20 protein-coding genes and 1 pseudogene are annotated in these 25,101 nt (G+C 47.5%); 14 read left to right on the top strand and 7 right to left on the bottom strand.

The annotated features are described in order from the left end of the window. The first annotated feature begins 19 nt into the window (after positions 1-19). Entirely contained in the window at positions 20-892 is an 873-nt protein-coding gene (speB, locus tag MHH91_RS18930; protein ID WP_013353956.1) for an agmatinase, read from the top strand. A gap of 113 nt (positions 893-1,005) precedes the next feature. On the opposite strand, the gene MHH91_RS18925 is transcribed toward speB, so the two are convergent. Both MHH91_RS18925 and MHH91_RS18920 read right to left on the bottom strand, forming a co-directional pair. Beyond that, the gene (locus MHH91_RS18925) at positions 1,006-1,125 is read right to left on the bottom strand and encodes a PhrC/PhrF family phosphatase-inhibitory pheromone (protein WP_014471166.1); all 120 of its coding nucleotides are present in this window, start codon (positions 1,123-1,125) and stop codon (positions 1,006-1,008) included. Then, positions 1,109-2,254: a response regulator aspartate phosphatase gene (locus tag MHH91_RS18920; protein WP_013353955.1), complete on the bottom strand. Its 1,146-nt coding sequence runs from the start codon at positions 2,252-2,254 to the stop codon at positions 1,109-1,111. The genes MHH91_RS18925 and MHH91_RS18920 overlap by 17 nt, the downstream gene beginning before the upstream one ends. A gap of 228 nt (positions 2,255-2,482) precedes the next feature. On the opposite strand from MHH91_RS18920, the gene MHH91_RS18915 reads away from it, so the two are divergent. Then, entirely contained in the window at positions 2,483-3,877 is a 1,395-nt protein-coding gene (locus tag MHH91_RS18915) for a YncE family protein (protein WP_014471165.1), read from the top strand. A gap of 5 nt (positions 3,878-3,882) precedes the next feature. On the opposite strand, the pseudogene MHH91_RS18910 reads toward MHH91_RS18915, so the two are convergent. Beyond that, positions 3,883-4,342, bottom strand: a pseudogene (locus MHH91_RS18910) (bacteriocin biosynthesis protein AlbG); the annotation flags it as partial. A 153-nt stretch (positions 4,343-4,495) separates the two neighbouring features. On the opposite strand from MHH91_RS18910, the gene MHH91_RS18905 reads away from it, so the two are divergent. The 4 genes from MHH91_RS18905 to MHH91_RS18890 all read left to right on the top strand — a co-directional run bounded on the left by MHH91_RS18905 (position 4,496) and on the right by MHH91_RS18890 (position 8,729). Continuing rightward, positions 4,496-4,924 carry a DUF1934 domain-containing protein gene (locus MHH91_RS18905; RefSeq protein WP_013353951.1) on the top strand — a complete coding sequence of 143 codons (429 nt, stop codon included), beginning with the start codon at positions 4,496-4,498 and terminating at the stop codon, positions 4,922-4,924. Next, complete coding sequence (gene argS / locus MHH91_RS18900) at positions 4,921-6,591, top strand: arginine--tRNA ligase (RefSeq protein WP_013353950.1); 1,671 nt, start codon at positions 4,921-4,923, stop codon at positions 6,589-6,591. The genes MHH91_RS18905 and argS overlap by 4 nt, the downstream gene beginning before the upstream one ends. 133 nt (positions 6,592-6,724) lie before the next feature. Further along, positions 6,725-7,915 carry a nitrate transporter NarK gene (narK, locus tag MHH91_RS18895; RefSeq protein WP_013353949.1) on the top strand — a complete coding sequence of 397 codons (1,191 nt, stop codon included), beginning with the start codon at positions 6,725-6,727 and terminating at the stop codon, positions 7,913-7,915. A 97-nt stretch (positions 7,916-8,012) separates the two neighbouring features. Further along, on the top strand, positions 8,013-8,729 hold the full coding sequence (locus tag MHH91_RS18890) for a Crp/Fnr family transcriptional regulator (RefSeq protein ID WP_014471163.1): 717 nt from the start codon (positions 8,013-8,015) through the stop codon (positions 8,727-8,729). A 33-nt stretch (positions 8,730-8,762) separates the two neighbouring features. Here the strand turns inward: MHH91_RS18890 and MHH91_RS18885 are convergent, their stop codons facing one another. Further along, positions 8,763-9,479, bottom strand: a complete 717-nt coding sequence (locus tag MHH91_RS18885; protein WP_013353947.1) for a YwiC-like family protein — start codon at positions 9,477-9,479, stop codon at positions 8,763-8,765. A 142-nt stretch (positions 9,480-9,621) separates the two neighbouring features. Here MHH91_RS18885 and MHH91_RS18880 point away from each other — a divergent pair, with 142 nt between their 5' ends. The 7 genes from MHH91_RS18880 to MHH91_RS18850 all read left to right on the top strand — a co-directional run bounded on the left by MHH91_RS18880 (position 9,622) and on the right by MHH91_RS18850 (position 20,145). Continuing rightward, a complete protein-coding gene (locus tag MHH91_RS18880) occupies positions 9,622-10,098 on the top strand; it encodes a Crp/Fnr family transcriptional regulator (protein WP_014471162.1) in 477 nt (158 codons plus the stop codon). Positions 10,099-10,274: 176 nt separating this feature from the next. Next, positions 10,275-13,961, top strand: a complete 3,687-nt coding sequence (locus MHH91_RS18875; RefSeq protein WP_014471161.1) for a nitrate reductase subunit alpha — start codon at positions 10,275-10,277, stop codon at positions 13,959-13,961. After that, positions 13,951-15,414, top strand: coding sequence for a nitrate reductase subunit beta (gene narH / locus MHH91_RS18870; protein ID WP_013353944.1), 1,464 nt, complete (start codon positions 13,951-13,953; stop codon positions 15,412-15,414). Before MHH91_RS18875 ends, narH begins: the two co-directional genes overlap by 11 nt. A 25-nt stretch (positions 15,415-15,439) precedes the next feature. Beyond that, positions 15,440-15,994 (top strand): nitrate reductase molybdenum cofactor assembly chaperone, encoded by a 555-nt coding sequence (narJ, locus tag MHH91_RS18865; protein ID WP_013353943.1) that lies wholly within the window; start codon positions 15,440-15,442, stop codon positions 15,992-15,994. Continuing rightward, entirely contained in the window at positions 15,991-16,659 is a 669-nt protein-coding gene (gene narI / locus MHH91_RS18860) for a respiratory nitrate reductase subunit gamma (RefSeq protein WP_013353942.1), read from the top strand. Before narJ ends, narI begins: the two co-directional genes overlap by 4 nt. Positions 16,660-16,837: 178 nt before the next feature. After that, positions 16,838-18,340 carry a cardiolipin synthase gene (gene cls / locus MHH91_RS18855; RefSeq protein ID WP_014471160.1) on the top strand — a complete coding sequence of 501 codons (1,503 nt, stop codon included), beginning with the start codon at positions 16,838-16,840 and terminating at the stop codon, positions 18,338-18,340. 80 nt (positions 18,341-18,420) lie between these two features. Next, complete coding sequence (locus MHH91_RS18850) at positions 18,421-20,145, top strand: ABC transporter ATP-binding protein (protein ID WP_013353940.1); 1,725 nt, start codon at positions 18,421-18,423, stop codon at positions 20,143-20,145. Between the two features lie 68 nt (positions 20,146-20,213). Here the strand turns inward: MHH91_RS18850 and MHH91_RS18845 are convergent, their stop codons facing one another. From MHH91_RS18845 to cls (MHH91_RS18835), 3 genes are all read right to left on the bottom strand, one after another. Further along, entirely contained in the window at positions 20,214-20,486 is a 273-nt protein-coding gene (locus MHH91_RS18845) for a hypothetical protein (protein ID WP_013353939.1), read from the bottom strand. 68 nt (positions 20,487-20,554) lie between these two features. Continuing rightward, positions 20,555-21,517 (bottom strand): UV DNA damage repair endonuclease UvsE, encoded by a 963-nt coding sequence (uvsE, locus tag MHH91_RS18840; protein WP_013353938.1) that lies wholly within the window; start codon positions 21,515-21,517, stop codon positions 20,555-20,557. Between the two features lie 12 nt (positions 21,518-21,529). Then, positions 21,530-22,729 carry a cardiolipin synthase gene (gene cls / locus MHH91_RS18835; protein ID WP_013353937.1) on the bottom strand — a complete coding sequence of 400 codons (1,200 nt, stop codon included), beginning with the start codon at positions 22,727-22,729 and terminating at the stop codon, positions 21,530-21,532. Positions 22,730-22,868: 139 nt separating this feature from the next. Here cls (MHH91_RS18835) and MHH91_RS18830 point away from each other — a divergent pair, with 139 nt between their 5' ends. Next, positions 22,869-24,977, top strand: coding sequence for a heterodisulfide reductase-related iron-sulfur binding cluster (locus tag MHH91_RS18830; RefSeq protein WP_014471159.1), 2,109 nt, complete (start codon positions 22,869-22,871; stop codon positions 24,975-24,977). Positions 24,978-25,101: the final 124 nt, after the last annotated feature.

Raw genomic sequence — 25,101 nt, 5'->3', positions numbered from 1 at the left:
GGAAAGCGAGGGTTTTATCATGAGGTTTGATGAAGCATATTCAGGAAAAGTATTTATCGCAAGCCGCCCCGATTGGAAAGAGGCGGACGCCATCCTCTACGGCATGCCGATGGATTGGACGGTCAGCTACCGCCCGGGTTCACGGTTCGGCCCGGGGAGAATCCGCGAGGTGTCTATCGGTCTTGAAGAATACAGCCCGTATCTCGACAGTGACTTGGCTGATTTGAATTTCTTTGACGCCGGCGACATTCCGCTTCCGTTCGGCAATCCGCAAAGAAGCCTTGATATGATTGAGGAATACGTGGACAGCATTTTAGAAAAAGGAAAGTTCCCGCTCGGCATGGGAGGGGAGCACCTTGTGTCATGGCCTGTCATTAAAGCCATGTATAAGAAGTTTCCGGACCTTGCCATCATTCATTTTGACGCGCACACAGACCTGCGCACGGATTATGAAGGCGAGCCGCTTTCCCACTCTACACCGATCCGCAAAGCGGCCGAGCTTATCGGGCCGCAAAACGTATTTTCATTCGGCATCCGTTCCGGAATGAAGGAAGAATTTGAATGGGCGAAAGAAAACGGCATGCACATTTCTAAGTTTGAAGTGCTTGAGCCGCTGAAAAAAGTGCTGCCGCAGCTCGCGGGACGTCCTGTTTATGTCACCATCGATATCGACGTTCTTGACCCCGCTCATGCGCCGGGAACGGGCACGGTTGACGCAGGAGGCATCACGTCTAAGGAATTGCTCGCGTCCATCCATGAAATCGCCCGCTCAGAAGTCAGCGTAAAAGGAGCTGACCTTGTAGAAGTCGCGCCGATCTATGACCACTCCGAACAAACCGCAAACACGGCAAGCAAGATGATTCGTGAAATGCTGCTTGGGTTTGTGAAGTAGAAAGAAGAAAACCCGGAATAACAGGGCAGAAGCAGCCTTTGTTCCGGGTTTTTAATAAGGAAGAACAGATAAAAAAACAGCCGTAAGATGTTGGCTGCTATCAAGTTTAATTTTTAAATCATTCCGCGCTGAGCAACTTCAAATTGATGTTCCGGTGCACTTGCGATGTCGGCTGAAACAAAAACAGTGCCTACAGCTAAGCAAGTAAGTACTAATTTATACTTCAATTTCATACAACTTCACACCTCCTTGAATTTGCTGTCTTGTTTCTTCCACTTTTAAAAAATATGCGGAAGCCTTCTCGAAATTTTCTCTCTCGTGGTAATATTTTGCCACATCTAAGGCAAAATCTTCAAGATCAGCATACATCAATTTATCCTTGAGGAAGTCAAAACATTCCATAATTGCTTCTTCATCAGGCTCACCGACGTACAAAGATTCTAAAAATTCATACTCCGCTATATATAATGAATCTTCCGCCTCCTTCGCGTAAGATACTCCTTTGTCATGATATTGCCTGGCTATGGCCATATTTCCGATTTTATAATGTATTTGTGTGATTAAGAAATAGGCTTGCGGAAGAGAAGTGATGATGTTCCCATCTTCAAAAACAGCTATTGCCCGTTTGATGTAGTCAATGGCTGGTTTGTAATTTTCTTGGCTGTTAAAACAAAGCCCGATATTATATAGAGTCCGGCCCATTAATTGAGGCTGCTGTTCTGCCTCTGCCATGGCATAAGCTTTTTTAAAATGCTGAATTGCTTCATCATATTGCTTTAAGTCAAGAAAGTTGGTAGCGAACAATGAATGGCACTGAAGCACCCTTATATTATATGCCTCCTGCTTATGATAAATTTTATAAGCCTGCCGGGCATAATCCATAGAAAAATAAGTCTGCTTCATATAATAGTAGGACTCTGACATCTTAAAGTAAAATTCCGCTTTTTCTATCTGATCTGTAACGTACGTCAATTTGCTTTCAGCTTTCTTAAAAAACTGAATCGCTGAAAGATATTCACGGCATTCCAGCTCATACATCCCCCGGAAAAAATTAAAATAATAATCAAGGCGTCCGGTCAGCCGGGCCTGCTTTTTATCAATATCCGCGAGCAGATCCGATAGTCTCGGCTGTTCTTCTATCCGCTGCGATTCCAGCGGTTCGAGGTATTCCAGCATCAGATTGTGGCGGAATTCCATGAGAGAATAGTACAGATGAAGATCCTGGTCATCTTCCAGGCTTGCAAGCTCTTCTTTGATTTCTCTCCGCAAGTACTCGGCGTCCGGGATGCTGAACCTTCGAATGTACATATACCATTCGTTGATTTTTTCTCCAACCGCTGAAGACGATACAACACTCGCCACTATTCCGAATCCCTCCCTTCCACGTTATGTATATGACATATTTTATCATTTTCATTCGGAAGGATAGCGCAAAAAAACCGCAATGTTTTCTTTTTAAAACCGCATGTCTGCGGATATCACTTCAAAAATCCGCTATTATCCCCGACAATTTGTACAAGCAAACAAATACATCTTCCATATTCTGTTGTATCTGCGTGAGCAGTGTATGTCTGAAAAGGAAGTGAAGATATGAGAAATAACATGCTTTCCTTTAAAGAAAAAGCAGGAGCCGCACAAGAAGATTGTTTATGTTTTTGCGAGGAAGAAGCAAGCCGTGAAGCGATGTTTCAAGCGCCGATTGAATTGCCTGAGGGGTTTGTTGTTGATCCGGCTGAAGCTGTTGCAAACGTGACGTGGAATGCAGACAGCCTTTCTTGTGTCATTGAACGCTGTTTCATTGAGACGGGGCCTGAGCCTGATGAAATCGGTGTTCAATTCGCAGTGCGCCTGCAGGGAACTGTTACGCTTCTCGTCAGTGTCTCACCAGTGCGAAATCAATATGGACAAGGGGACGGGTCTGTTTCTGTCATCCGCAATGCAGAGATTGACCAAGTCGTCTATTATTCTGATGAACCCGATGATTGCCCGGATGTCAGTGACATTACGATCGAGAACCTTGTTGTCGTTCCGCCATTCTATGGCAGTCCTTTATCGGTGACAGGCACGATTGTGCTTGTGCCGGAACCGGATCATCGATCTTACGTGTTTACTGCAAACACTGGAGACAGCACGGTTTCTGTCATTGATGCTGACGTGAATACTCTTGTAAGTACCATTTCTTTATCTGATATCCCGACTGATTTGGGTGTTACCTTGGATAAAGCGTATACGTATGTTCTCCATAGGAATGCGAATCTTGTGTCGATCATTAACAACGAAACATTAACGGTTACACAAACCATCCCTCTTGTAGGAGCCCCAAGAAAAATCCAGTTTGAAACTGGGGGAGAATTTGCTTATATTCTCGCAGGAGGCAGCTCCGTTTATGAAATTAATATTTCCTCGCAAACCATTACCAATACGTTCACGGTGTCACCCGCTGCGGACGATTTTGCCCTAGACCCTAACGGACAGTTTTTCTATACGACCAACTCTGTAATTTGGGTCGTTAATAAATATGACTTAAACACCGGACAGCTGATCGAAAGTTTAAGTAACTTTGAAACACCAAATTTAATTGTAACCCCGATAATAGGGAATTTTGCTTATCTGGAAAATGGTGAGCTAGGGCCGAATGCCGTTTCTGTGATAGATTTGACAATATTTAGCGAATCTTCACGAATTAACAGACTGTTTGACGGTTTAATTACAATTGTTTTTTCTGCTGATGGGACTCGTGCGTTTTTCCTTGAGCCCTATTTTGAGGCATCCCCAGAGAATCTCACTGTCGTAGATACAGCGCAGCATACTTTTATAACAACTGCCTCTCTCCCCGGCGTCTCTGATCTCGCCGTAACACCTGATAATCAGTACATTTATGCAGCACAGCCCGACGACAATACCGTGACCGTGTACCGCACGAGCGATTATACAGCTGTGACGGTGATCCCGGTTGGCGCGGGTCCGTCTGCGATTGCAATGTAGCGATTTCATAGATCGAGAGAAGCAGAGCTGGGATAAGACAATCGTTTATAAATAAATGAGCCGATCTGCTGGATGGCAGCCAGGATGATCAAAAACAGCAGTTCACTTATGGTGAAACTGAGCATCCACCAAACCCCGGCTCCTGTCAGCGCTCCCGCAAGCCCTTTTTTGAACAGGCTGTCATGCTGGAAAAGCTGCAGCAAGTTCGTCCGCATAAAATACAATAAATACAAAATCAGTAACACCGCGAGTCCCGTTGATACGGCAAGGGACGGCCTTGACGATTTCGAACACGCAGCCGAATATGATGACTTGGCATAATACAGAAGCCATCACGTGTGTTTGGCGGACGTTTTTATAGCTCCTGCACAATCTATGTTGCTGGAAGTCGCAGCAGCTTCGATGAGACTGTGTGAGTTTCTGAAAAGCTGCTGTCATGTTTTTCACGGATTGGGTGACATAGTGATATGATTTTCTCTTCTCATAAGGAACTGCTTTTTATGAGGTTTATCTTCAAATCTAATGAGCAATGATGGTAAGATAGAAGCAGTTGAAGTTTACAAGCTGAATGATTATACTATTCAAGTCAAAGTGGAATGATGAAAAGGACGTGTCAAAATGAAGCAAGAGACACCGATAACACTCCATGTGAAGTCTGTGATCGAGGATGACGGAAATGAGGAAGTCATCGAATTCCGTACTACCGGATTTTACTATGTAAAACAACAAAAAGTGTATCTATCTTATTATGAAGAACACGACCTAGGCAAAGTAAAAACGATTGTGAAGGTGAGCGAAGGCGAAGTCCTGATCATGAGGTCAGGCGCTGTTAAAATGAATCAGCGTTTCATAACGGGAGCTTCCACAATTACGAAATATAAAATGTCATTTGGTGAGCTTGAGCTGGAAACAAGCACAAAATCGATTCAATCTGATCTCGGTGAAGAAAAAGGCCGAATCAGCATCGCATATGACATGCATGTCGGAGACGAGCAGCAGCATTTACATAATATGACGATCACGTATGAGGGAGGAACTCACGCATGAATATTGCGGAACAAATGAAGGACGTGCTGAAGGAAGAAATCAAAGCGGCCGTTCTGAAAGCGGGCCTGGCGGAAGAAAGCCAGATTCCAAGCGTACTGTTAGAAACGCCGAAAGACAAAACACACGGTGATTATTCCACAAACATGGCGATGCAGCTGGCGAGAATCGCCAAAAAAGCGCCGCGCCAAATTGCCGAGGAGATCGTGGCGGCATTTGATAAAGGCAAGGCTTCCATTGAAAAGATGGATATTGCGGGGCCGGGCTTCATCAACTTTTACATGAACAACGGCTACTTAACAAAACTGATTCCGTCCGTGCTTGAAGCCGGTGAACATTACGGAGAGACAAACGTCGGACAAGGCGAAAAGATTCAGGTGGAATTCGTGTCCGCCAACCCGACGGGAGATCTTCACTTAGGCCATGCGCGCGGCGCGGCAGTAGGTGACGTGCTGTGCAGCGTGCTTTCTAAAGCGGGCTATGATGTGAGCCGCGAATACTATATTAATGATGCGGGCAATCAGATTAACAATCTGGCGCTCTCCGTTGAAGTCCGTTATTTTGAGGCGCTCGGTCTTGAAAAACCGATGCCGGAAGACGGCTACCGGGGCGAAGATATTATCGCTATCGGGAAAAAGCTTGCCGAAGATTTCGGTGACCGCTTCGTACATGAAGAGGAGAGCGAACGTCAGGCGTTTTTCCGTGAATACGGCTTAAAGTACGAGCTTGATAAACTCCGCTCCGACCTGGAGAATTTCCGCGTGCCGTTTGACGTATGGTATTCTGAAACATCACTGTACGAAAACGGAAAAATCGATCAGGCGCTTGAGGCGCTTCGCGAAAAGGGCCATGTATACGAAGAGGACGGCGCGACATGGTTCCGTTCCACAACGTTCGGTGACGACAAAGACCGTGTGCTGATCAAAAAAGACGGCTCATACACTTATCTGCTTCCGGACATCGCATACCATAAAGACAAGCTTGACCGCGGCTTCGACAAGCTCATCAATGTGTGGGGCGCGGATCACCACGGCTATATTCCACGTATGAAAGCGGCAATTGAAGCGCTCGGTTACAAAAAAGGCACATTGGAAGTTGAAATCATTCAGCTCGTTCATTTATATAAAAACGGCGAAAAAATGAAGATGAGCAAACGTACGGGGAAAGCCGTAACGATGCGTGACCTGATTGAAGAGGTCGGCCTTGACGCGGTCCGTTATTTCTTCGCGATGCGCAGCGCCGATACGCATATGGATTTTGACCTGGATCTTGCCGTATCTACATCAAACGAAAACCCTGTGTATTACGCGCAATACGCGCATGCCCGTATTTGCAGCATGCTACGCCAAGGGGAAGAGCAGGGACTTAAACCGGCGGCAGATCTTGATTTCAGCCATATTCAATCAGAAAAAGAATACGATCTGCTGAAAACGATCGGCGGATTCCCTGAAGCTGTGGCGGAGGCGGCGGAAAAACGCATCCCGCACCGGATCACCAACTACATTTATGATTTGGCATCCGCTCTTCACAGCTTCTACAATGCGGAAAAAGTCATCGATCCTGAAAATAAAGAGAAGAGCCGCGCGCGTCTGGCTTTAATGAAAGCGACGCAAATTACGCTGAACAACGCGCTTCAGCTGATCGGCGTATCGGCTCCGGAAAAAATGTAATCATCATGAAAGGACAAAGTCTTCGGGCTTTGTCTTTTTTTTGCATATAAAGCGTGTGATGTAATTCACAATCCTGTACACCGAGTTTTTGTATGATAAGACTGATATTGAATCAGTGAAAGGGGCAAGCCGAATGATCAATCGTCAACATATTCAATTATCATTGCAGTCATTAAGCTTAGTGGCAGGGTTTATGGTGTGGGTGCTGATTTCATCACTCATTTCCCAAATGACATCAGATATTCATTTAAGCAAAGGCGAGATTTCATTGGTGACGGCGATTCCCGTTATTCTCGGATCGCTTCTCCGCATTCCATTAGGGTATTTGACGAACAGGTATGGGGCGCGGCTGATGTTTATGATCAGCTTCATCCTGCTTTTGTTTCCTGTGTTTTGGATCAGTATCGCGGATTCTCTGTTTGATTTAATCGCGGGCGGCTTTTTCTTAGGGATCGGCGGAGCGGTATTCTCCATTGGAGTGACCTCCCTTCCGAAATATTATCCGAAAGAAAAGCACGGTGCCGTCAATGGAATTTACGGTGCCGGAAACATCGGCACCGCCATTACCACATTTGCGGCGCCGGTTATTGCTCAAGCTGCGGGATGGAAAGCAACCGTGCAGATGTATCTGGTTTTGCTGGCTGTATTCGCATTACTGCACGTTTTATTCGGCGACCGGCATGAAAAGAAGGTCAAAGTTTCCGTAAAAACTCAAATGAAAGCCGTTTACCGAAATCATGTGCTTTGGTTTTTGAGCCTGTTTTATTTTATTACGTTTGGCGCCTTTGTCGCCTTTACTATCTATCTTCCGAACTTTTTGGTTGAGCATTTTGGGCTGACCCCGGCGGATGCCGGTCTGCGGACGGCCGGCTTTATTGCGGTCTCTACGCTGCTCAGGCCTGCGGGAGGATTTCTTGCTGATAAAATGAACCCGCTCCGCATTTTGATGTTCGTTTTCGCGGGTCTTACGCTATCAGGCGTTATGCTGTCATTCTCGCCGGCGATCGGCCTTTATGCGTTTGGGTCATTAACGGTGGCGGTCTGCTCAGGTATTGGGAACGGAACGGTATTTAAACTGGTGCCTTTCTATTTTTCAAAGCAGGCGGGAATTGCCAACGGGATTGTGTCTGCTATGGGCGGACTGGGCGGCTTTTTCCCTCCGCTGATTCTGGCAAGTGTATTTCAGGCAACAGGCCAATATGCCATCGGCTTTATGGCGCTTTCGGAGGTTGCGTTGGCGAGCTTTGTCCTTGTGATCTGGATGTATTGGCAGGAAAAAATGAAAACACATACAGAGAGAAGCAGTCAGAGCCTCCATTCATAATGATCCATTCACAAGATTGTTAGTTTTTCCTGGATGAGTGCAAATCAAGTCACGTTACAATAAACATACGCAACGTGACTTTCTTCGAGGTGAGTTCATGAATATTCTCTCTGTCCGAAAATCTGATAAAGAACTTCTTTCCCGCGAACTCCATGAATTGCTGAAATCGATCAGCACGAAAAGGAAAATGAAAAAACACACGTATTTGTTTCAAGAAGGAATGGATGCAGAAGAGCTTTATCTGATCCAATCAGGACTTATTGAAATCGGCAAGCTGACATCTGACGGCAAAGACCTGACGCTTAGAATCTGCCAAAAAAACGATATTGTCGGGGAACTGACATTGTTTACAGAAGAGCCGAGATATATGCTCAGCGCAAAAGTGTTAGAGGGTGGCGAGGTGCTCGTCATTAATAAAAACAAGCTGGAAAAGGAATTAATCCAAAATGGTGATTTGACTTTTGAATTTATGAAATGGATGAGCACCCATCTCCGGAAAATTCAGTCCAAAATCAGGGATCTGCTTCTTCACGGCAAAAAAGGGGCGCTCTATTCTACTCTTATCCGCTTATCAAACAGCTACGGGGTGGAACGAAGCGACGGGATTCTGATCAACATTGTGCTGACAAATCAGGATTTGGCTAAGTTTTGCGCGGCGGCGAGAGAAAGCGTCAACCGCATGCTGGGAGACCTTCGCAAACAAGGGGTTATTTCGATAGACGAAGCCGGGAAAATTATTTTGCACAAGCGGGACTATTTACGATGTGAGATCGAGTGTGAAAACTGTCCGCTGGAGATCTGTAATATTGACTGAAAAAACAAGGACAGCCGCTGTCCTTGTTTTTTATTACGCCATATATGTACACATGACCGCGAAAAAGAAGCCGGCGTTTGCGATTTCAAGAATGCCGATTTTTTTCGCGGACCAATCTCTCCCGTGAAAATACCATGCCCGCAAACTGCTTGGGATAAAAGCAAAAAACGCCCAGCCTGCACCGAGAAGAGCCGATAATAAGGGAAGGAGCAGATGATATCCCCATGACCAGTATGCAAATGTTCTGTTTTTTCTCTCACGGATGACTGATTTCACATAAAAAGAACTTCCGATAAAAAATAAAGCAGATTGCAAGAATAGAAACCAAGCCCAGCCGTCAAGGGCTCCCGTTCCCAGCCAGCAGCTCGCAAGCCCGCCTGAACAAAAGAACAGGACACCCGCAGCATCGTTCGTCAGCGCTCGTTCGTTTTTTCGGCGGGCATAATGCATATGGATAAGAAACAGCGGCAGTAAAGAAACGCCCACCCAGATGAGATGGGGCTTATGAACGGCAGAAACGGTCAGAAAGCAGCAGGCCGGTACACCGTAGTACCATATCCACTTTTGATAGGGTTTGAGCTGTTTCTTTTTCAAGGCAAGTGAAACGGGATAAACCGTCAAATAAAGGAAAAGCCAGCCTAGAAAGAGCGGAATATGCCAGAAAACCGGGCCTCCCTTGACCATGCCGAGTAAAAATGGAATCAGCAGCATCGCCCATGCGCCGTGCTGCTTCGGAATCATCGCCTTCATCAAAATCCTCCTTTTTACTTCATTATAAATGCAGGCATCCTCCTGATAAGTGACATTCATCATACAAGCTGTGAACTATATCACTGCCGTGCAGGCTCAATCGGGCTACACTAAAGCTATCCTTAGCACGGGAGGCTTTCCTATGAATCAGTGTGACTATTTATTATGTCTGAAACAACTTCCTATGTTTAATGAAGTGCCTCTGTCCATCGTCGCAGCCTTATTGAAAAACGGGACGTTTATCCGCGGCTCGTCTGATCAGTCTCCATCCTTTCTTCATTCACAATCCGTATATATCGTATTAAAAGGCAGTATCCGTTTTAAGGACAGCAGGCTCCCTGAAGGCTCGCAAACCGTTGCGCTGTGGGAAAAAGGCGCTGTGTTTCCGGTTGATGAAAAAGGCGGACTGTCTCTATCGCCTTTTATCTCAGTTAATGCTTCCCCGGACATTCTGGCACTCCATATTCCATATTCTATGTTCAAGCAAATGATGTCTTACCATCCGCGGCTGCAAATGAACTTTTTGGCGATGCTTCAGCAAAATGTCTTTTGTTCCTATCAATTGTTTTTACGGTATCTCCATACATCACAGGATGAAAGCGCAGAGCCCGGTTCTTAAATAGAGCCGGGTTTTTCTTTGAATCTAAGGCGGCTAAATGATTCAGGCGCCCTTCCTTCTTCTGTATGTGGACGTTTTGTGAAAAAAGCAGAGTGTGTGACATAGTTCACAAGGTAACATGATGTCTCTGTTTATAGTGTACATAGCATCACCTGACTCGGAAGGAGTGAACGATCATGAAGAAAAAGAAAATGAGTCCGTTGTTCAGGAGATTAAACTATTTTTCTCCTATCGAACATCATTCAAATAATCATAGCCAAACCACCCAAGAAGATCGTGATTGGGAGAATGTATACAGAAACAGATGGCAGTACGACAAAGTCGTTCGCTCCACCCACGGTGTCAACTGCACGGGGTCTTGCAGCTGGAATATTTACGTGAAAAACGGAATTGTCACGTGGGAAGGACAAAACTTGAATTATCCATCTACAGGTCCGGATATGCCTGATTTCGAGCCGAGAGGCTGTCCGCGGGGGGCCAGTTTTTCGTGGTACATCTACAGCCCGCTGCGTGTGAAATACCCATACGTGCGCGGTGTGCTGATCAATTTGTGGCGGGAAGCATTGCAGGCTCATCAAAATCCATTGGATGCCTGGAAATCAATCGTCGAACACCCTGAAAAAGCGAAGTCTTATAAACAGGCAAGAGGGAAAGGCGGTTTTGTGCGCGCTGAATGGCCGGAGGTGCTGAAGCTGATCTCGGCCTCTCTGCTGTATACAGTGATGAAATACGGGCCTGACCGGAATGTCGGTTTTTCCCCGATTCCGGCGATGTCCATGATCAGCCATGCGTCAGGCTCCCGGTTTATGTCTTTAATGGGCGGCCCAATGCTCAGTTTTTATGACTGGTATGCGGATCTTCCCCCGGCGTCCCCGCAAATTTGGGGTGACCAGACGGACGTTCCGGAAAGCAGTGATTGGTACAATTCCGGCTATATCATCACATGGGGCTCAAACGTTCCGTTGACGAGAACGCCTGATGCGCATTTTTTGGCGGAAGCCCGCTATAAAGGCGCCAAGGTCATTTCAGTCAGCCCGGATTTTGCGGAATCCTCCAAGTTCGCCGATGACTGGCTGAGTATCCGCCAAGGGACTGACGGGGCGCTTGCGATGGCAACGGGTCACGTCATTTTGCAGGAATTTTACGTGAATCAAGAGACAGAGCATTTTATCAAGTATGCAAAGCAATACACGGATTTTCCATTCCTCGTTACCCTGTCAAAAAAAAATGGCGTGTATACAGCGGGGCGGTTTCTGCATGCGAAGGACATCGGGCGGCAGACAAAGCATGATCAGTGGAAGCCCGCGGTCTGGAATGAACAGACAGGCGCGTTTGCCATACCGCAAGGAACAATGGGCTCCCGCTGGGACGGTCAGAAGAAATGGAACCTGCATATGATCGATGAAGACACCGGGGAACAGATCGAGCCCCGTCTCTCTGTACTTGGAATAGAGGACGAAATTGGCACGGTGCGCATTCCGTATTTTTCAAATGACGGAAACAAAGTGCTTGAGCGGGATCTTCCGATTAAAAAAGTAAACCTGAATGGCGAAGAGGTGTACGTCACGACCGTGTTTGACTTGATATTGGCCAACTACGGCGTGAACCGGGGCATCGGCAAACAAGCAGCTGTATCCTATGATGATCCTCGTCCGTTTACACCTGGCTGGCAGGAACGGATCACAGGAATTAAAAGAGAAGCCGTCATTCAGATTGCCAGGGAGTTTGCCCAAAATGCGATCGATACGGACGGCAGATCCATGATTATCGTCGGGGCGGGGATCAACCACTGGTTCAACTCCGACACGATCTACCGTGCGGTGTTAAATCTTGTTTTACTCGTAGGCGCGCAAGGCGTAAACGGCGGAGGCTGGGCTCATTATGTGGGACAGGAAAAGCTCCGTCCCGCTGAAGGATGGCAGACGATTGCAACTGCAAAGGACTGGGAAGGCGTGCCTAAGCTGCAAAACGGCACCTCATTTTTCTACTTTGCGACAGATCAGTGGCGTTATGAGGACCAGCCGATCAGCGATTTGGCTTCACCGATTGCTGCGTCATCCCGCTACAAGCATCACGCTGATTACAATGTGCTGGCTGCCAGATTAGGATGGCTGCCGTCTTATCCGACATTCAATCAAAACGGCATTGATTTGTACAAAGAAGCTGAAAAAGCGGGGGCGGCGGCACCAGAAGACGTCGGTGCGTACGTGGCCTCACAGCTTCAAGAGAAAAAGCTGAAATTCGCGATTGAAGATCCTGACAATGAAGTGAACTTCCCAAGGAATCTCTTCGTATGGCGGGCCAATCTGATCTCCAGCTCAGGAAAAGGGCACGAATATTTTCTCAAGCATCTGCTGGGGACGACAAACGGTTTGATGAATGACGACAGCGACAGCATCCGTCCTGAAGAAATCAAATGGCGGGAGCAGGCGCCGGAAGGAAAGCTTGACTTGTTAATCAATCTTGATTTTCGAATGGCGGGTACGGCGCTGTATTCCGATATCGTGCTGCCGGCGGCGACATGGTATGAAAAACACGATCTCAGCAGTACGGATATGCATCCGTTCATTCACCCTTTTGCTCCGGCCATCTCGGCACCGTGGGAATCGAGGTCAGACTGGGATATTTTCAAAGCCCTCTCAAAAGCGGTTTCCGATCTTGCGGAAGAAGTCGAGATGGAGCCGGTGAAAGAGGTTGTCGCGACGCCGCTCCTTCATGACACCATGCAGGAATTGGCCCAGCCGTTCGGCAAAATCAATGACTGGAGCAAAGGTGAATGTGAAGCGATTCCGGGAAAAACGATGCCGAATATCCAAGTCGTCGAACGGGATTACAAGCATATTTTTCATAAAATGACCGCGCTCGGTCCAAACGCTGCTTTAAAACCGAGCGGAACAAAAGGCATGAGCTGGTCGATAGCCGATGAATATGAATCACTCAAAAAGAGACTGGGAGAAACCGAAACGGACAGTGTTGCAAAGGGATGCCCGAATATAAGTGAAGCAAAGCAGGCGGCGGAAGCGATTTTAACCCTGTCGTCCACTTCAAATGGAAAAGTCGCCGTCAAAGCATGGGAGTCACTTGAAAACATCACAAATCTGAAGCTGAAAGACCTTGCGGAAGAGCGGGAGGAAGAATGCTTTACGTTCGAGCAAATTACAGCCCAGCCGAAAACGGTCATCACCTCTCCGGCCTTTACCGGCTCAGAAAAAGGGGGGCGCAGATACTCGCCGTTTACGACAAATGTGGAAAAATTAATCCCATGGCGGACACTGACGGGCAGACAATCCTACTATGTCGATCATGAACTGATGATGGAATTCGGTGAAACGATGGCGACATTTAAACCGATCCTTCAGCACCGTCCGTTTCTGAGCAAGCGGCCTGATCAGGAGGGGAAAGAAATCGTCCTCAACTATTTGACGCCGCATAATAAATGGTCCGTCCACAGCATGTATTTCGATTCCCTGCCGATGCTGACGCTGTTCCGCGGAGGGCCGACCGTGTGGATGAATAAAGATGACGCAGAGGACACGGATATCAAGGACAATGATTGGATTGAATGTTTCAACCGAAACGGTGTTGTCGTCGCGAGAGCTGTTTTGTCCCACCGGATTCCTAAAGGGATGGCGTTTATGCATCATGCTCAGGACCGCCACATCAACGTGCCCGGCACAAAGCTGACGAATAACCGGGGCGGCACCCATAATAGCCCGACAAGGATTCACGTCAAGCCGACACAGATGATCGGAGGCTACGCCCAGCTCAGCTACGGCTTTAATTATTACGGTCCGACAGGGAACCAGCGTGACCTGAATGTCGTCATCCGCAAGCTGAAGGAGGTCGATTGGCTTGAAGATTAAAGCGCAAATCGGTATGGTCATGAACTTGGATAAATGCATCGGCTGCCACACATGCAGCGTCACCTGCAAAAACACGTGGACAAACCGCTCCGGTGCGGAATATATGTACTTCAATAATGTAGAAACAAAGCCGGGCATCGGCTACCCGAAGCAATGGGAGGATCAGGACAAATATAAAGGCGGCTGGACTTTAAAAAAAGGAAAGCTCGGGCTGAAATCCGGCCCGAAAACGAATCGGCTGGCAGGCCTTTTCTATAATCCGAATCAGCCGACGATTGATGATTACTATGAACCTTGGAATTATGATTATGAAACATTAACAAACAGTCCGCAGAAAAAACACCAGCCGGTGGCGCGCCCGAAATCGTCACTGACGGGGGATTTCATGAATATCGAATGGGGCCCGAACTGGGAGGATGATCTCGCGGGCGGCCACATTACGGGGCTTGAAGATCCAAACGTGCAAAAAATGGAGGAATCGATCAAAACGGAATTCGATGAAGTCTTTATGATGTATCTGCCGCGTATTTGCGAGCACTGCATCAACCCGGCGTGCGTCTCATCCTGCCCGTCCGGCGCCATGTACAAACGCGAGGAAGACGGCATTGTGCTCGTGGATCAAAACGCCTGCCGTTCATGGAGATATTGCGTCTCATCCTGTCCTTATAAAAAAGTCTATTTTAACTGGAAAACAAACAAAGCGGAAAAATGCACACTCTGCTTTCCGCGTTTGGAGGCGGGACTGCCGACCATCTGCTCTGAGACGTGTGTTGGCAGAATCCGCTACCTCGGCGTCATGCTGTACGACGCGGACAAAGTGGAGGAAGCGGCATCTGTTGAAAATGAAAAGGATCTCTATCATTCCCAATTGGACGTTTTTCTCGATCCGAATGATCCTGAGGTTGCCAGACTGGCAAAAGAACAAGGCATCCCGGATGAATGGATAGAGGCCGCGCGAAAATCGCCGATCTATAAAATGATCATCGACTGGAAGATTGCGCTCCCGCTTCATCCTGAGTACCGCACGCTGCCGATGGTTTGGTACATACCGCCGCTCAGCCCGATTATGAATCTCTTTGAAGGAAAAGGCAGCCGGCAAACGGCGGAAGACATTTTTCCGGCTATCGACCAAATGAGAATCCCGATTGACTACTTGGCGCAGCTATTAACGGCGGGAGACACGGACCATATTCGGTCAACGTTAAAGAAAATGTCTGTCATGCGCCAGTATATGAGAGCAGTCCAGACGAATAAATCCATTGACCCGGCACTCATCTCCAGTGTCGGTCTGACAGAACGGCAAATTGAAGACATGTATCGGCTGCTGGCGATCGCCAAATATGACGACCGCTTTGTGATTCCGAGCAGCCATCGGGAAGAAGTGTCAGATTTATACGCTGAACAAGGGAGCTGCGGCTTATCATTTTCAGGCGGCCCCGGGTCTTGTTTCTAATTTTTGAAAAATGAGGTGTAACAAGATGAACACCATAGACCGGCAAATTACGTTCTCCGCTCTTTCCTGTCTTCTCTCTTATCCGGACGAAGACTGGAGAGCTGAGCTTCCTGATTGGAAGACTCTTCTCCTTGACATCAGCAGCCAGGAAATCCGGGAGAAGCTGCTGCGCTTTTTGAAGGCGGCAGCCGGATTTTCTCAGGAAGCGCTGATTGAACACTATGTCTATACGTTCGATTTCGGGAAAAAAACGAACATGTATGTCACCTACTTTAACTCAGGCGAGCAAAGGGAACGCGGCATTGAATTGCTGCATTTAAAGAACACATACCAGCAATCCGGTTTCCTCCCGACAGAGAAAGAACTGCCTGATTATCTGCCGCTTATGCTTGAATTTGCGGCGATTGCGGAAATTGAAGCCGCAAGAAGCGTATTTGAGAAATATCTGTCCAATGTGAGGGAGCTGGCGTCCCGCCTCGAAAAAAATGACAGCATATACGCCGGGCTGCTGCATGTCCTGCTTGCCGCGCTGGAAGATATCGGCGTACATGAAAGCAAAGAAGGGGCTGTTCAGGCATGAACGGGCAGATCCTCTGGGGCGTGATGCCATACATTGTATTGACGATCTTTATCGGCGGACATATTTACCGCTATCAGCATGACCAGTTTGGCTGGACGGCTAAATCAAGCGAGCTGTTGGAAAAGAAAAAACTTGCGGCGGGCAGCACCCTTTTTCATTGGGGCCTGCTGTGCGTCATCGGCGGCCATATCATGGGAATTCTGATTCCGGAAGCCGTGTACTCCGCCATTGACATTTCCGAGCATACGTATCACAAAATGGCGATTGGCGCGGGCCTGCCTGCAGGGGTCGCGGCGTGTATCGGCCTGTTCATCCTGACGTACAGAAGGCTGTTTGACAAAAGAATCCGCAACACCAGCTCGCCGGCGGATTTTCTCACGCTCATTCTGCTGCTGTTTATGATGCTGACGGGCGTTGCGGCCACGTTTCTCAACATTGATTCGAAAGGCTTTGATTACCGGACAACAGTGGGGCCGTGGTTCAGGGAGCTCATTTTGTTCAGGCCTGATGCCTCTTTGATGGAGAGTGTCCCGCTATGGTTTAAGTTTCATATCATCATTGGATACATCGTTTTTATCCTCTGGCCGTTTACGAGATTGGTTCACGTGTTCAGCCTGCCGCTCAAGTACTTGACTCGCAGCTATGTTGTATATCGAAAACGCTAAACACCTCCTTGCAAAAGGGGAATAATTTTTTCAACGGTTGCTGAAAACGCTCTTCTCCTTCATCACAGGAAGCCTCATCATAAGCCTTTCCGCTCGGGCGGGGAGGCTTTTTCATATGTTTACAGGCCGGAGAATAGAGGGTATAAAGAGATATCGGATCAGATTGGAGAGAGTCGGGATGCTGAAAAGGAGACTGGAATTTTGCTTTTTATATATGATGCTGATCGGAGCATATGTCATATGGTTTTTTCCGGTTTCCAGGCTTGAGTTTTACGGCGGATTGCTTTGCTATGCAAGCATTATCCTGTTCAGCATTTATTCGTTAATCTTAGAAAACCGCACCTCGCAGCACACGCTGTTATGGATCCACATTCTTATCTTTTTTCCGATCGCCGGGTACTTATTTTACCTATTCTCCGGCCAGCTTTATGAAAAAGGCAAGCTGTTCAGGTCAAAACGGACGTATAACCGGGAAAAGCTGAGAACGATATTTGATATGGAGCAAACTCCCGACCTGTCCGGATTGAAAGGAAATCAGAAGCGTTTCTTTCAATATTCAATCAAAGCTGCCCACATGAATATCAATACAAAAAGCAGGCTGAAGGTGCTCAAAAACGGGGATGAAACTTTTCCGGAGCTGTTTGAAGCGCTCCGGGGGGCAGCATCATTTATACATATTGAATATTACATGTTCAAATCAGACATGCTCGGGCACAAGATGATGGAGATTATGATGGAGAAAGCGCGTCAAGGCGTGGAAGTGCGGTTTTTGTTCGATGCGGCCGGCAGCCTGAAGCTGTCCGGAAAAGATATTAAAAAACTGAAACGCGCGGGCGTGAACATCGTCCCGTTCCTGCCGCTGAAATACGGCTTTTTCAACCAGAAATTCAATTTCAGAAATCACCGCAAGATCGTCGTCGTTGACGGGGAAATTGGTTTTGTCGGCGGGCTGAATGTCGGCAAGGAATATATCAGCAAAGACAAAAACGTCGGCTTTTGGCGCGACACCCATATGAAAGTCGAAGGAGAAATCGTTCAGACGCTCCACAGCATTTTTATGCTTGATTGGGAATACGTTTCTGATGAGGTGCTTATTGATCAGAAAGCATACAGCCGCCCGGTTCCGGCAGAAAGCGGCGGCGTCTATCAAGTCGTTCCGACAGGCCCCGATATGAAGGAGCGGATGAGCGATCTGTATTATGCCATGATCGCGGCGGCCGAATCGTCTGTATGGATCGCGACGCCTTATTTCGTGCCGAATGAGCCGATCCGCACGGCGTTAAAGGAGGCTGCCGCAAGAGGCGTCCAAGTGCGTGTCATGGTGCCGGAAACCAATGACGGGTTTCTAACCCAGTATGCGACGAGGTCTTATTTCCCCGAGCTTCTTCGGGAAGGAATTGAAGTCTATTCCTATCAAAAGGGCTTTATGCATCAAAAGGTACTCATCACCGACGGAAACCTTGCTTCTGTCGGGACGGCGAATATGGACATGAGAAGCTTTCAGCTGAACTTTGAAGTCAATGTGTTTTTTACAGATCAAGAGGCGGTCAAAGATCTTGAAGCGCATTATCTGGAGGATATGAGAGAGTCTGAGAAAATCAGCCCCGTCCGTTTTTATAAGCGCGCATTATGGGAAAGAACGAAGGAATCCTTCGCACGGCTATTTTCAGGCGTTTTGTAAAAAACGCTTTAAAAACTCCTTGTGTATAGTATAATTGAGAAATATTATCATTGAGTGCGAGGCGCAAGGAGGACAGAATCGTGCTGCGACAATTTTTTTCTTATTATAAACCGTACAAAAAGCTGTTTTTTCTCGACTTCTTTTCTGCCATCGCAGGCGGGTTGATGGAGCTGAGTTTTCCTCTGATTGTCAATTACTTTATCGATACATTGCTCCCGGGGCGGGATTGGAGTCTGATTATTTTGACTTCTATCGCTTTGTTCGGGGTGTACGCTCTCAGCTCGGCACTTCAGTATGTTGTGACGTATTGGGGCCATATGCTCGGTATTAACATTGAAACCGATATGCGGAAAAAGCTTTTTGACCATCTGCAAAAGCTTTCGTTCAAATTTTACGATAACAACAAAACGGGCAGTTTAATGTCTAAGCTCACCAATGATTTGATGTATATCGGAGAAACGGCCCACCACGGACCCGAGGACCTGTTTATCGCGATCATGACGATTTTGGGCGCTTTCGGCGTCATGCTGTTCATTAACTGGCAGCTCGCGCTGTTGACCTTTATCATTATGCCGGTCGTCATTTGGCTTGCTTTGTATTTCAATAAAAAAATGACCTCCGCGTTTACAAAACTGAACAAAGATGTCGGTGATTTCAGCGCGAGGGTCGAAAATAACATCGGCGGCATCCGCCTTGTCCAGGCTTTCAGCAATGAAGCGTTTGAAAAGCAGCGGTTTGACGTGAACAACCAGCGGTTCCGCAAGACAAAACTGACGTCATATAAAATCATGGCCAAAAACGGTTCAATCAGTTACATGCTGACAAGATTCGTCACGCTGTTCGTCCTGTTGTGCGGCACATGGTTCGTCATTCGCGGATCATTATCCTACGGAGAATTCGTTGCTTTTGTGCTGCTGACGAACGTTCTGTTCCGTCCGATTGATAAGATCAACGCAATTATTGAGATGTATCCGAGAGGCATTGCCGGTTTTAAAAGCTTTATGGAAATACTGGAAACGGAGCCTGATATCAAGGATGCCCCGCACGCGAGACATGTACCCGGTTTAAAAGGGAATATCCGCTATGATCATGTGTCATTCGGCTATGAAGAAAACAATCCGGTGCTGTCCGGCATCAATTTATCCATTCATGCGGGGGAGACAGTCGCATTTGTCGGGCCTTCGGGAGCGGGGAAATCAACGCTGACAAGTCTGCTTCCGCGTTTTTATGAGCCGTCTGAAGGCGTCATATCCATCGACGGCATCGACATTAAGGACATGACGCTGTCATCTCTGCGGGGACAAATCGGCGTCGTCCAGCAGGATGTCTTTCTGTTTTCCGGCACATTACGGGAAAACATTGCTTACGGGCGGCTGGACGCGTCTGAGGAAGAGATCTGGCAGGCCGTCCGGCAGGCGCATTTAGAGGATTTGGTAAACGGGTATCCCGACGGTTTGAACACGGTGATCGGCGAGCGCGGCGTGAAGCTGTCAGGCGGGCAGAAACAGCGGCTTTCCATCGCCAGAATGTTTTTGAAAAACCCGTCGATCTTAATTTTGGATGAGGCTACATCAGCTCTCGACACAGAAACGGAAGCCGCCATTCAAAAGTCTCTGCAAAAACTGTCTGAAGGACGCACGACTCTTGTGATCGCCCATCGGCTGGCTACGATTAAGGATGCGGACCGGATCGTCGTCGTTACGAAAGAAGGCATTGCTGAACAAGGACACCATAAGGAACTGCTGGCATCCGGCGGCATGTACCAGAGACTTCATCAGGCGCAATTCGGCGAGCTGATTCATTAATAAAGAAAAAAGGAGAGACGAACGGGGCCGAGCGGCCTCCTGTCTCTCCTTTTTTTATGTATCCGTATTTAATGGGCTTCTTTTTGCGCAGGTTCGATCATATGTTTGAAACGGTCAATAAGCTGAACCGCTTTCTTTCCTTCCACTACAATTAAATATTCTTGTTCTTTATGAGCCATTCTGAAAGTTTCCAGTTCGATGATATCTTTGATTTTGCACATCGTTTTTTTAGAGTAGATATACAGCTCGTGGCCTCCTGTGTGGCAAAGCTGATAAAGCTGAAGCATGTTTCTTAAAGTGAATTTCTTAGCGGCTATTTTCAAAGATGTAATGTTTTTCATGTGTTTTCTCCTCCGTCTGATGGTCTGTTATTTCGGAAATTCCCCAGATAATCGGGTGATAAACCTGGTTATGATTTCCACCTCAGCACGCCTCCCGCCAGGCGTTTGACTCCGCGGATGGCGCTTAATTCTTCGACGAGCCGAAGCAGCGCCCGGTCTTTCTCTTTTGCTTCAATCATAAAGTCGATGTCCGTATCCCATTGTCTGAACCGCTCCAGCACCGGCAGGATGAAATTCGCATCCACATAGTCGGCATGACTGCGGATAGCTGCTTCTGATTTTGGTGAGGAGAGGTGGACTTTCGGCCTTAAGCCGATCCGTTGCCATGTTTTAATCATCCGCGGGAGAATGTCATCCAAATCAGCGTCATCGGTCGGATTGGCGTAAAAATGGTGGTAATCAAACACAAATGGAATGCCTTCTTGTTCACATACACTGAGTGTTTCTTCAGACGTATACGTTTTATCATCGTTTTCCAAAGTCATCCGCTGTTTGATAATATCGGGGAGCTCTTTCAAGTTCATGCCGAAACGGCCAAGCGCGCTTTGTTTGTCGCCGTAAGCGCCCCCGACATGAATGTTAATGACGGCACGATCCGCGATGCCCATAGCGTCCAGCATGTCATAATGATAGGCCATATCCTTGACCGCATTTGCGGTAATCTCCTGTTTCGGGCTTGTGAAAAGGGTGAACTGGTTCGGATGAAAACTCGTTCTGAGATCATATTTTCTGACCAGCTCGCCGATCTCGCGGAACTCCTGGCGAAACGGCGTGACAAAATCCCACCGCACATCCGGATGGGTGGCGAGCGGCACAATCGAGCTTGAGAACCTGTACAGCGGGATGCCGTGTCCGATCACATAGTGGATGGTGCGCAGCGTATTGGTAAGATTTGCTTTCGTCACAGAAAGCAGGGCCTCTTTCCGTTCGCTTGCGGAAAGTGTTGTATAGCGCGCATACGTTAAGGTTTTTGCGGGGGATGCGTCCCAAAGACACGTGGCGTTTGAGACGAATCCGAATTTGAACAGCATAGGGTTTCTCCTTTATAAAAAATAAGATATGGCCTTACCCAGCCATTCTGCAGGAAGCTGTCTGACGGAGCGCTGTTTCACTTTTTCTAAGGTGAGGAGCTCGGATTTTTCGATGTCCTGCTTTATGGTTGAGAGCACTTCCTCAGTAAAGGTCTCATCATTAATGATGACATTCACTTCTTCATTCCAGAACAGGCTCCGTTTATCAAAATTCGGCGTGCCGATAATGCTGATACGGTCATCAATAATGAGGGCTTTGACATGATAAAAGCCTTGATAATACCGGTAGATGAGGCAGCCGGCCTTCAGAAGCTCGGGATAATAGGCAAAAGCTGTTTCCCGAACGAGCGGGTGGTCTGACTTCATTGGCACAATCAAAGTCACTTTGACGCCTTTTCGGCAGGCCGAAATAAGCGCTGCCTGAAGCTTTTTGCTCGGTACATAATAAGGCGTGCAGATAATGATGTTTTTCTCCGCTTTAAGGATGCAGCTTTCATAATGCGATTCAAGCGAAAAACCGTCAGACGCATATGTCCTATGAGTGATATTCCCTTCGGATAACGGCGGATAAACCTCGGGTGATTCCAGTGTTTTTCCGGTGCTTCGTTTCAGATCGTTTGCAAAAAGAGTCTGGAGATCCGCAGTGCCTTCGCCGGTCATCCGCAGGTGATAATCCTCCCAGTTTCCGAACTTCGCTTTTTTGCCGAGATACTCTTCCGCGATATTAAATCCGCCGACATAGCCGATTTTGCCGTCAATGACGGTCACTTTCCGGTGATTCCGTTTTTGCAGCCTGAAAAAAAGATACGGAAATCCCGGTTTGTTCAGAAAATGAACGTGAACGCCGGCTTTTTTCATTGTTTGAATGGAAGGTTTTTTCACTTGACGGCTGCCCGCCCAATCGAGCAGCAGATATACGGAGACGCCGGCCTGCGCCTTTTCTTTCAATAAATGAAACATATCATGGCAGACTTGGTCGTTCTTCATAATAAAAAACATCATATGAATAGAAGAGACGGCTTGGCGGATATCATCCGTCATTTGCTGCACAAGCTCGCCGCCGCAGTGAATGAGTCTGATATCACTCTTTTTCGGCGCGAAAACGGGTTCGTACGCCTGTTTTTTGTACGCCGCCCGGCCAAGCAGCATATCAAGCAGCATAAGTGCGATGAATATAATGAAAATGACAAGCAACACAAAAAAGACCTTCATACCGACGCCTCCTTTCCGAAGTATCGGTAGTGTGCCCCGAGAATCCGAATTTAATTATTGACTGAACACTCATTCATTATTTATGATAAAGTAAAGATATGACAATGAAGAGGGGAATCAGAACAAAGGGGGAGACAAGATGAACGCTTTTCTCATGGTAAACGCGCTGCTGTTCTTAGCTGTAACCGCTTACGCCGTTTATTTATTCGTTTACCTGATCAGAACGAGGATTGCTTATATTAAGCTCGGCCAGAGGGAAGAATTTGATAAACGCCTGAAAGAACGCTTGCAGAAGATATGGGTGAATGTGTTCGGACAGAAAAAATTGCTGAAAGATAAAAAAAGCGGAATCATCCACGTTCTGTTTTTTTACGGTTTTATACTCGTTCAGTTCGGCGCTATTGATTTTATTCTGAAAGGGCTGCTTCCTGACCGGCATTTGCCGTTCGGCCCGCTTTATCCGGCATTTACCTTTTTTCAGGAAATTGTCACGTTTCTTATTTTAGTTGCCGTGGTCTGGGCGTTTTACCGGCGCTACATTGAAAAACTCGTCAGACTGAAACGAGGGTTTAAGGCGGGGCTTGTCCTCCTGTTTATCGGCGGACTGATGGTGACGGTGCTTCTCGGGAACGCCATGAACCTTTTATGGCACGATCATTCTCTGTCTTGGACTGAACCGATCGCTTCCTCGATTGCGTTTGTGCTCGGCGGTCTTTCAGCGCCGGTGGCAGCCGCCGTGTTTTATGTTTCATGGTGGCTTCATCTGTTGTTCCTGCTCAGCTTTTTAGTGTACGTGCCGCAATCAAAGCATGCGCACTTAATTGCGGGTCCGGCGAATGTGTTCCTCAGCAGGCTTGATTCAAAAGGAAAGCTGGAAAAAATCGATTTCACCGATGAGACAAAAGAAAGCTACGGCGTCGGAAAGATTGAAGACTTCCGCCGCTCTCAGCTTGTTGATCTTTATGCCTGCGTCGAGTGCGGACGCTGTACAAATATGTGTCCGGCCTCCGGTACGGGCAAAATGCTATCGCCGATGGATCTCATTTTAAAGCTCAGAGACCACCTGACGGAAAAAGGCGCTGCCGTGACGTCAAAATCTCCGTGGGTGCCCGCGCCCGTTTTTCAGCACACGAAAGCGAATCAGCTCGCAGCTGCTTCCTCAGGGGGAGGATCGCGTGAAGCGGCGGCAGCCATTGACTACAACCCGAGCTTAATCGGCGAGGTTATCACGGAAGAGGAGATCTGGGCGTGCACCACATGCCGCAATTGTGAAGATCAATGCCCGGTCATGAATGAACACGTTGATAAAATTATCGACCTGCGCCGCTATCTCGTGCTTACGGAAGGGAAGATGGACAGCGACGCGCAGCGGGCGATGACAAGCATTGAAAGACAGGGAAACCCGTGGGGCTTAAACCGGAAAGAGCGGGAAAACTGGCGGGAGCAGACCGATACGGAGATTCTGACGGTGAAAGAAATGAAAAAACAAGATAAAGAGTTCGAATACTTGTTTTGGGTCGGTTCAATGGGTTCCTATGACAACAGGAGCCAAAAGATTGCCGTCTCATTTGCAAAGCTGCTCAATGAAGCGGGCGTATCCTTTGCGATTCTCGGCAATAAAGAAAAAAACTCAGGCGATACACCGCGCCGTTTGGGCAATGAGTTTCTGTTCCAAGAGCTGGCGGAACACAACATCGGCGAATTTGAAAAACACGGGATCAAAAAAATCGTCACGATTGATCCGCACGCCTATAATATGTTCAAAAATGAATATCCGGATTTCGGATTCCGGGCCGAAGTCTATCATCATACTGAATTATTAGCCGAGCTAGTGTCGCAGGGGAAATTAAAACCGCTTCACCCGGTGAATGAAACGATTACTTTCCATGACTCATGCTATTTAGGCAGATACAATGAGGTGTATGAGCCGCCGAGAGCGATTTTAAAAGCTATTCCGGGTGTTCAATTGAAAGAAATGGAGCGAAGCCGTGAAAACGGAATGTGCTGCGGCGCCGGGGGAGGACTCATGTGGATGGAAGAAGAAACGGGAGCGAGAATCAACACGGCCCGGACCGAGCAGGCGCTTTCAGTCAGCCCGACGGTCATCAGCTCCGGCTGCCCTTACTGCCTGACCATGCTCGGTGACGGTACGAAAGCGAAAGAAGCCGAAGACGAGATCGGCACTTATGATGTCAGTGAATTGCTCGCCATGTCTGTATTCGGCGCGGAAAAACAAGAGTCTTTATAGAGAAAAGCAGGCCGCCCGCGCATATGCCGGCGGCTTTGTTTTCGCGCATCGGCCGAATTATGAAGGAACGGCTCTAAAATTTCTTAAATTACACTGTTAAGGGTAGCATATTCTGTTTTAATTT

Origin of the sequence: Bacillus sp. FSL K6-2819 (assembly GCF_038008305.1) — a bacterium.
GTDB lineage: Bacteria > Bacillota > Bacilli > Bacillales > Bacillaceae > Bacillus > Bacillus amyloliquefaciens.
The sequence above is the reverse complement of the archived record's forward strand: the minus strand, read 5'-3'. Positions and strand labels throughout refer to the sequence as shown.

Bases quoted from the DNA above. Each gene is read 5' to 3' on its own strand.
- MHH91_RS18830 (WP_014471159.1), top strand. From the start codon at position 22,869: ATGAACGCTTTTCTCATGGTAAACGCGCTGCTGTTCTTAGCTGTAACC.
- speB (WP_013353956.1), top strand. From the start codon at position 20: ATGAGGTTTGATGAAGCATATTCAGGAAAAGTATTTATCGCAAGCCGC.
- narJ (WP_013353943.1), top strand. From the start codon at position 15,440: ATGAACACCATAGACCGGCAAATTACGTTCTCCGCTCTTTCCTGTCTT.
- MHH91_RS18890 (WP_014471163.1), top strand. From the start codon at position 8,013: ATGAATATTCTCTCTGTCCGAAAATCTGATAAAGAACTTCTTTCCCGC.
- narI (WP_013353942.1), top strand. From the start codon at position 15,991: ATGAACGGGCAGATCCTCTGGGGCGTGATGCCATACATTGTATTGACG.
- MHH91_RS18925 (WP_014471166.1), bottom strand. From the start codon at position 1,125: ATGAAATTGAAGTATAAATTAGTACTTACTTGCTTAGCTGTAGGCACT.
- MHH91_RS18905 (WP_013353951.1), top strand. From the start codon at position 4,496: ATGAAGCAAGAGACACCGATAACACTCCATGTGAAGTCTGTGATCGAG.
- uvsE (WP_013353938.1), bottom strand. From the start codon at position 21,517: ATGCTGTTCAAATTCGGATTCGTCTCAAACGCCACGTGTCTTTGGGAC.
- MHH91_RS18880 (WP_014471162.1), top strand. From the start codon at position 9,622: ATGAATCAGTGTGACTATTTATTATGTCTGAAACAACTTCCTATGTTT.
- MHH91_RS18845 (WP_013353939.1), bottom strand. From the start codon at position 20,486: ATGAAAAACATTACATCTTTGAAAATAGCCGCTAAGAAATTCACTTTA.
- cls (WP_013353937.1), bottom strand. From the start codon at position 22,729: ATGAAGGTCTTTTTTGTGTTGCTTGTCATTTTCATTATATTCATCGCA.
- MHH91_RS18885 (WP_013353947.1), bottom strand. From the start codon at position 9,479: ATGAAGGCGATGATTCCGAAGCAGCACGGCGCATGGGCGATGCTGCTG.
- narK (WP_013353949.1), top strand. From the start codon at position 6,725: ATGATCAATCGTCAACATATTCAATTATCATTGCAGTCATTAAGCTTA.
- argS (WP_013353950.1), top strand. From the start codon at position 4,921: ATGAATATTGCGGAACAAATGAAGGACGTGCTGAAGGAAGAAATCAAA.
- MHH91_RS18875 (WP_014471161.1), top strand. From the start codon at position 10,275: ATGAAGAAAAAGAAAATGAGTCCGTTGTTCAGGAGATTAAACTATTTT.
- MHH91_RS18915 (WP_014471165.1), top strand. From the start codon at position 2,483: ATGAGAAATAACATGCTTTCCTTTAAAGAAAAAGCAGGAGCCGCACAA.
- cls (WP_014471160.1), top strand. From the start codon at position 16,838: ATGCTGAAAAGGAGACTGGAATTTTGCTTTTTATATATGATGCTGATC.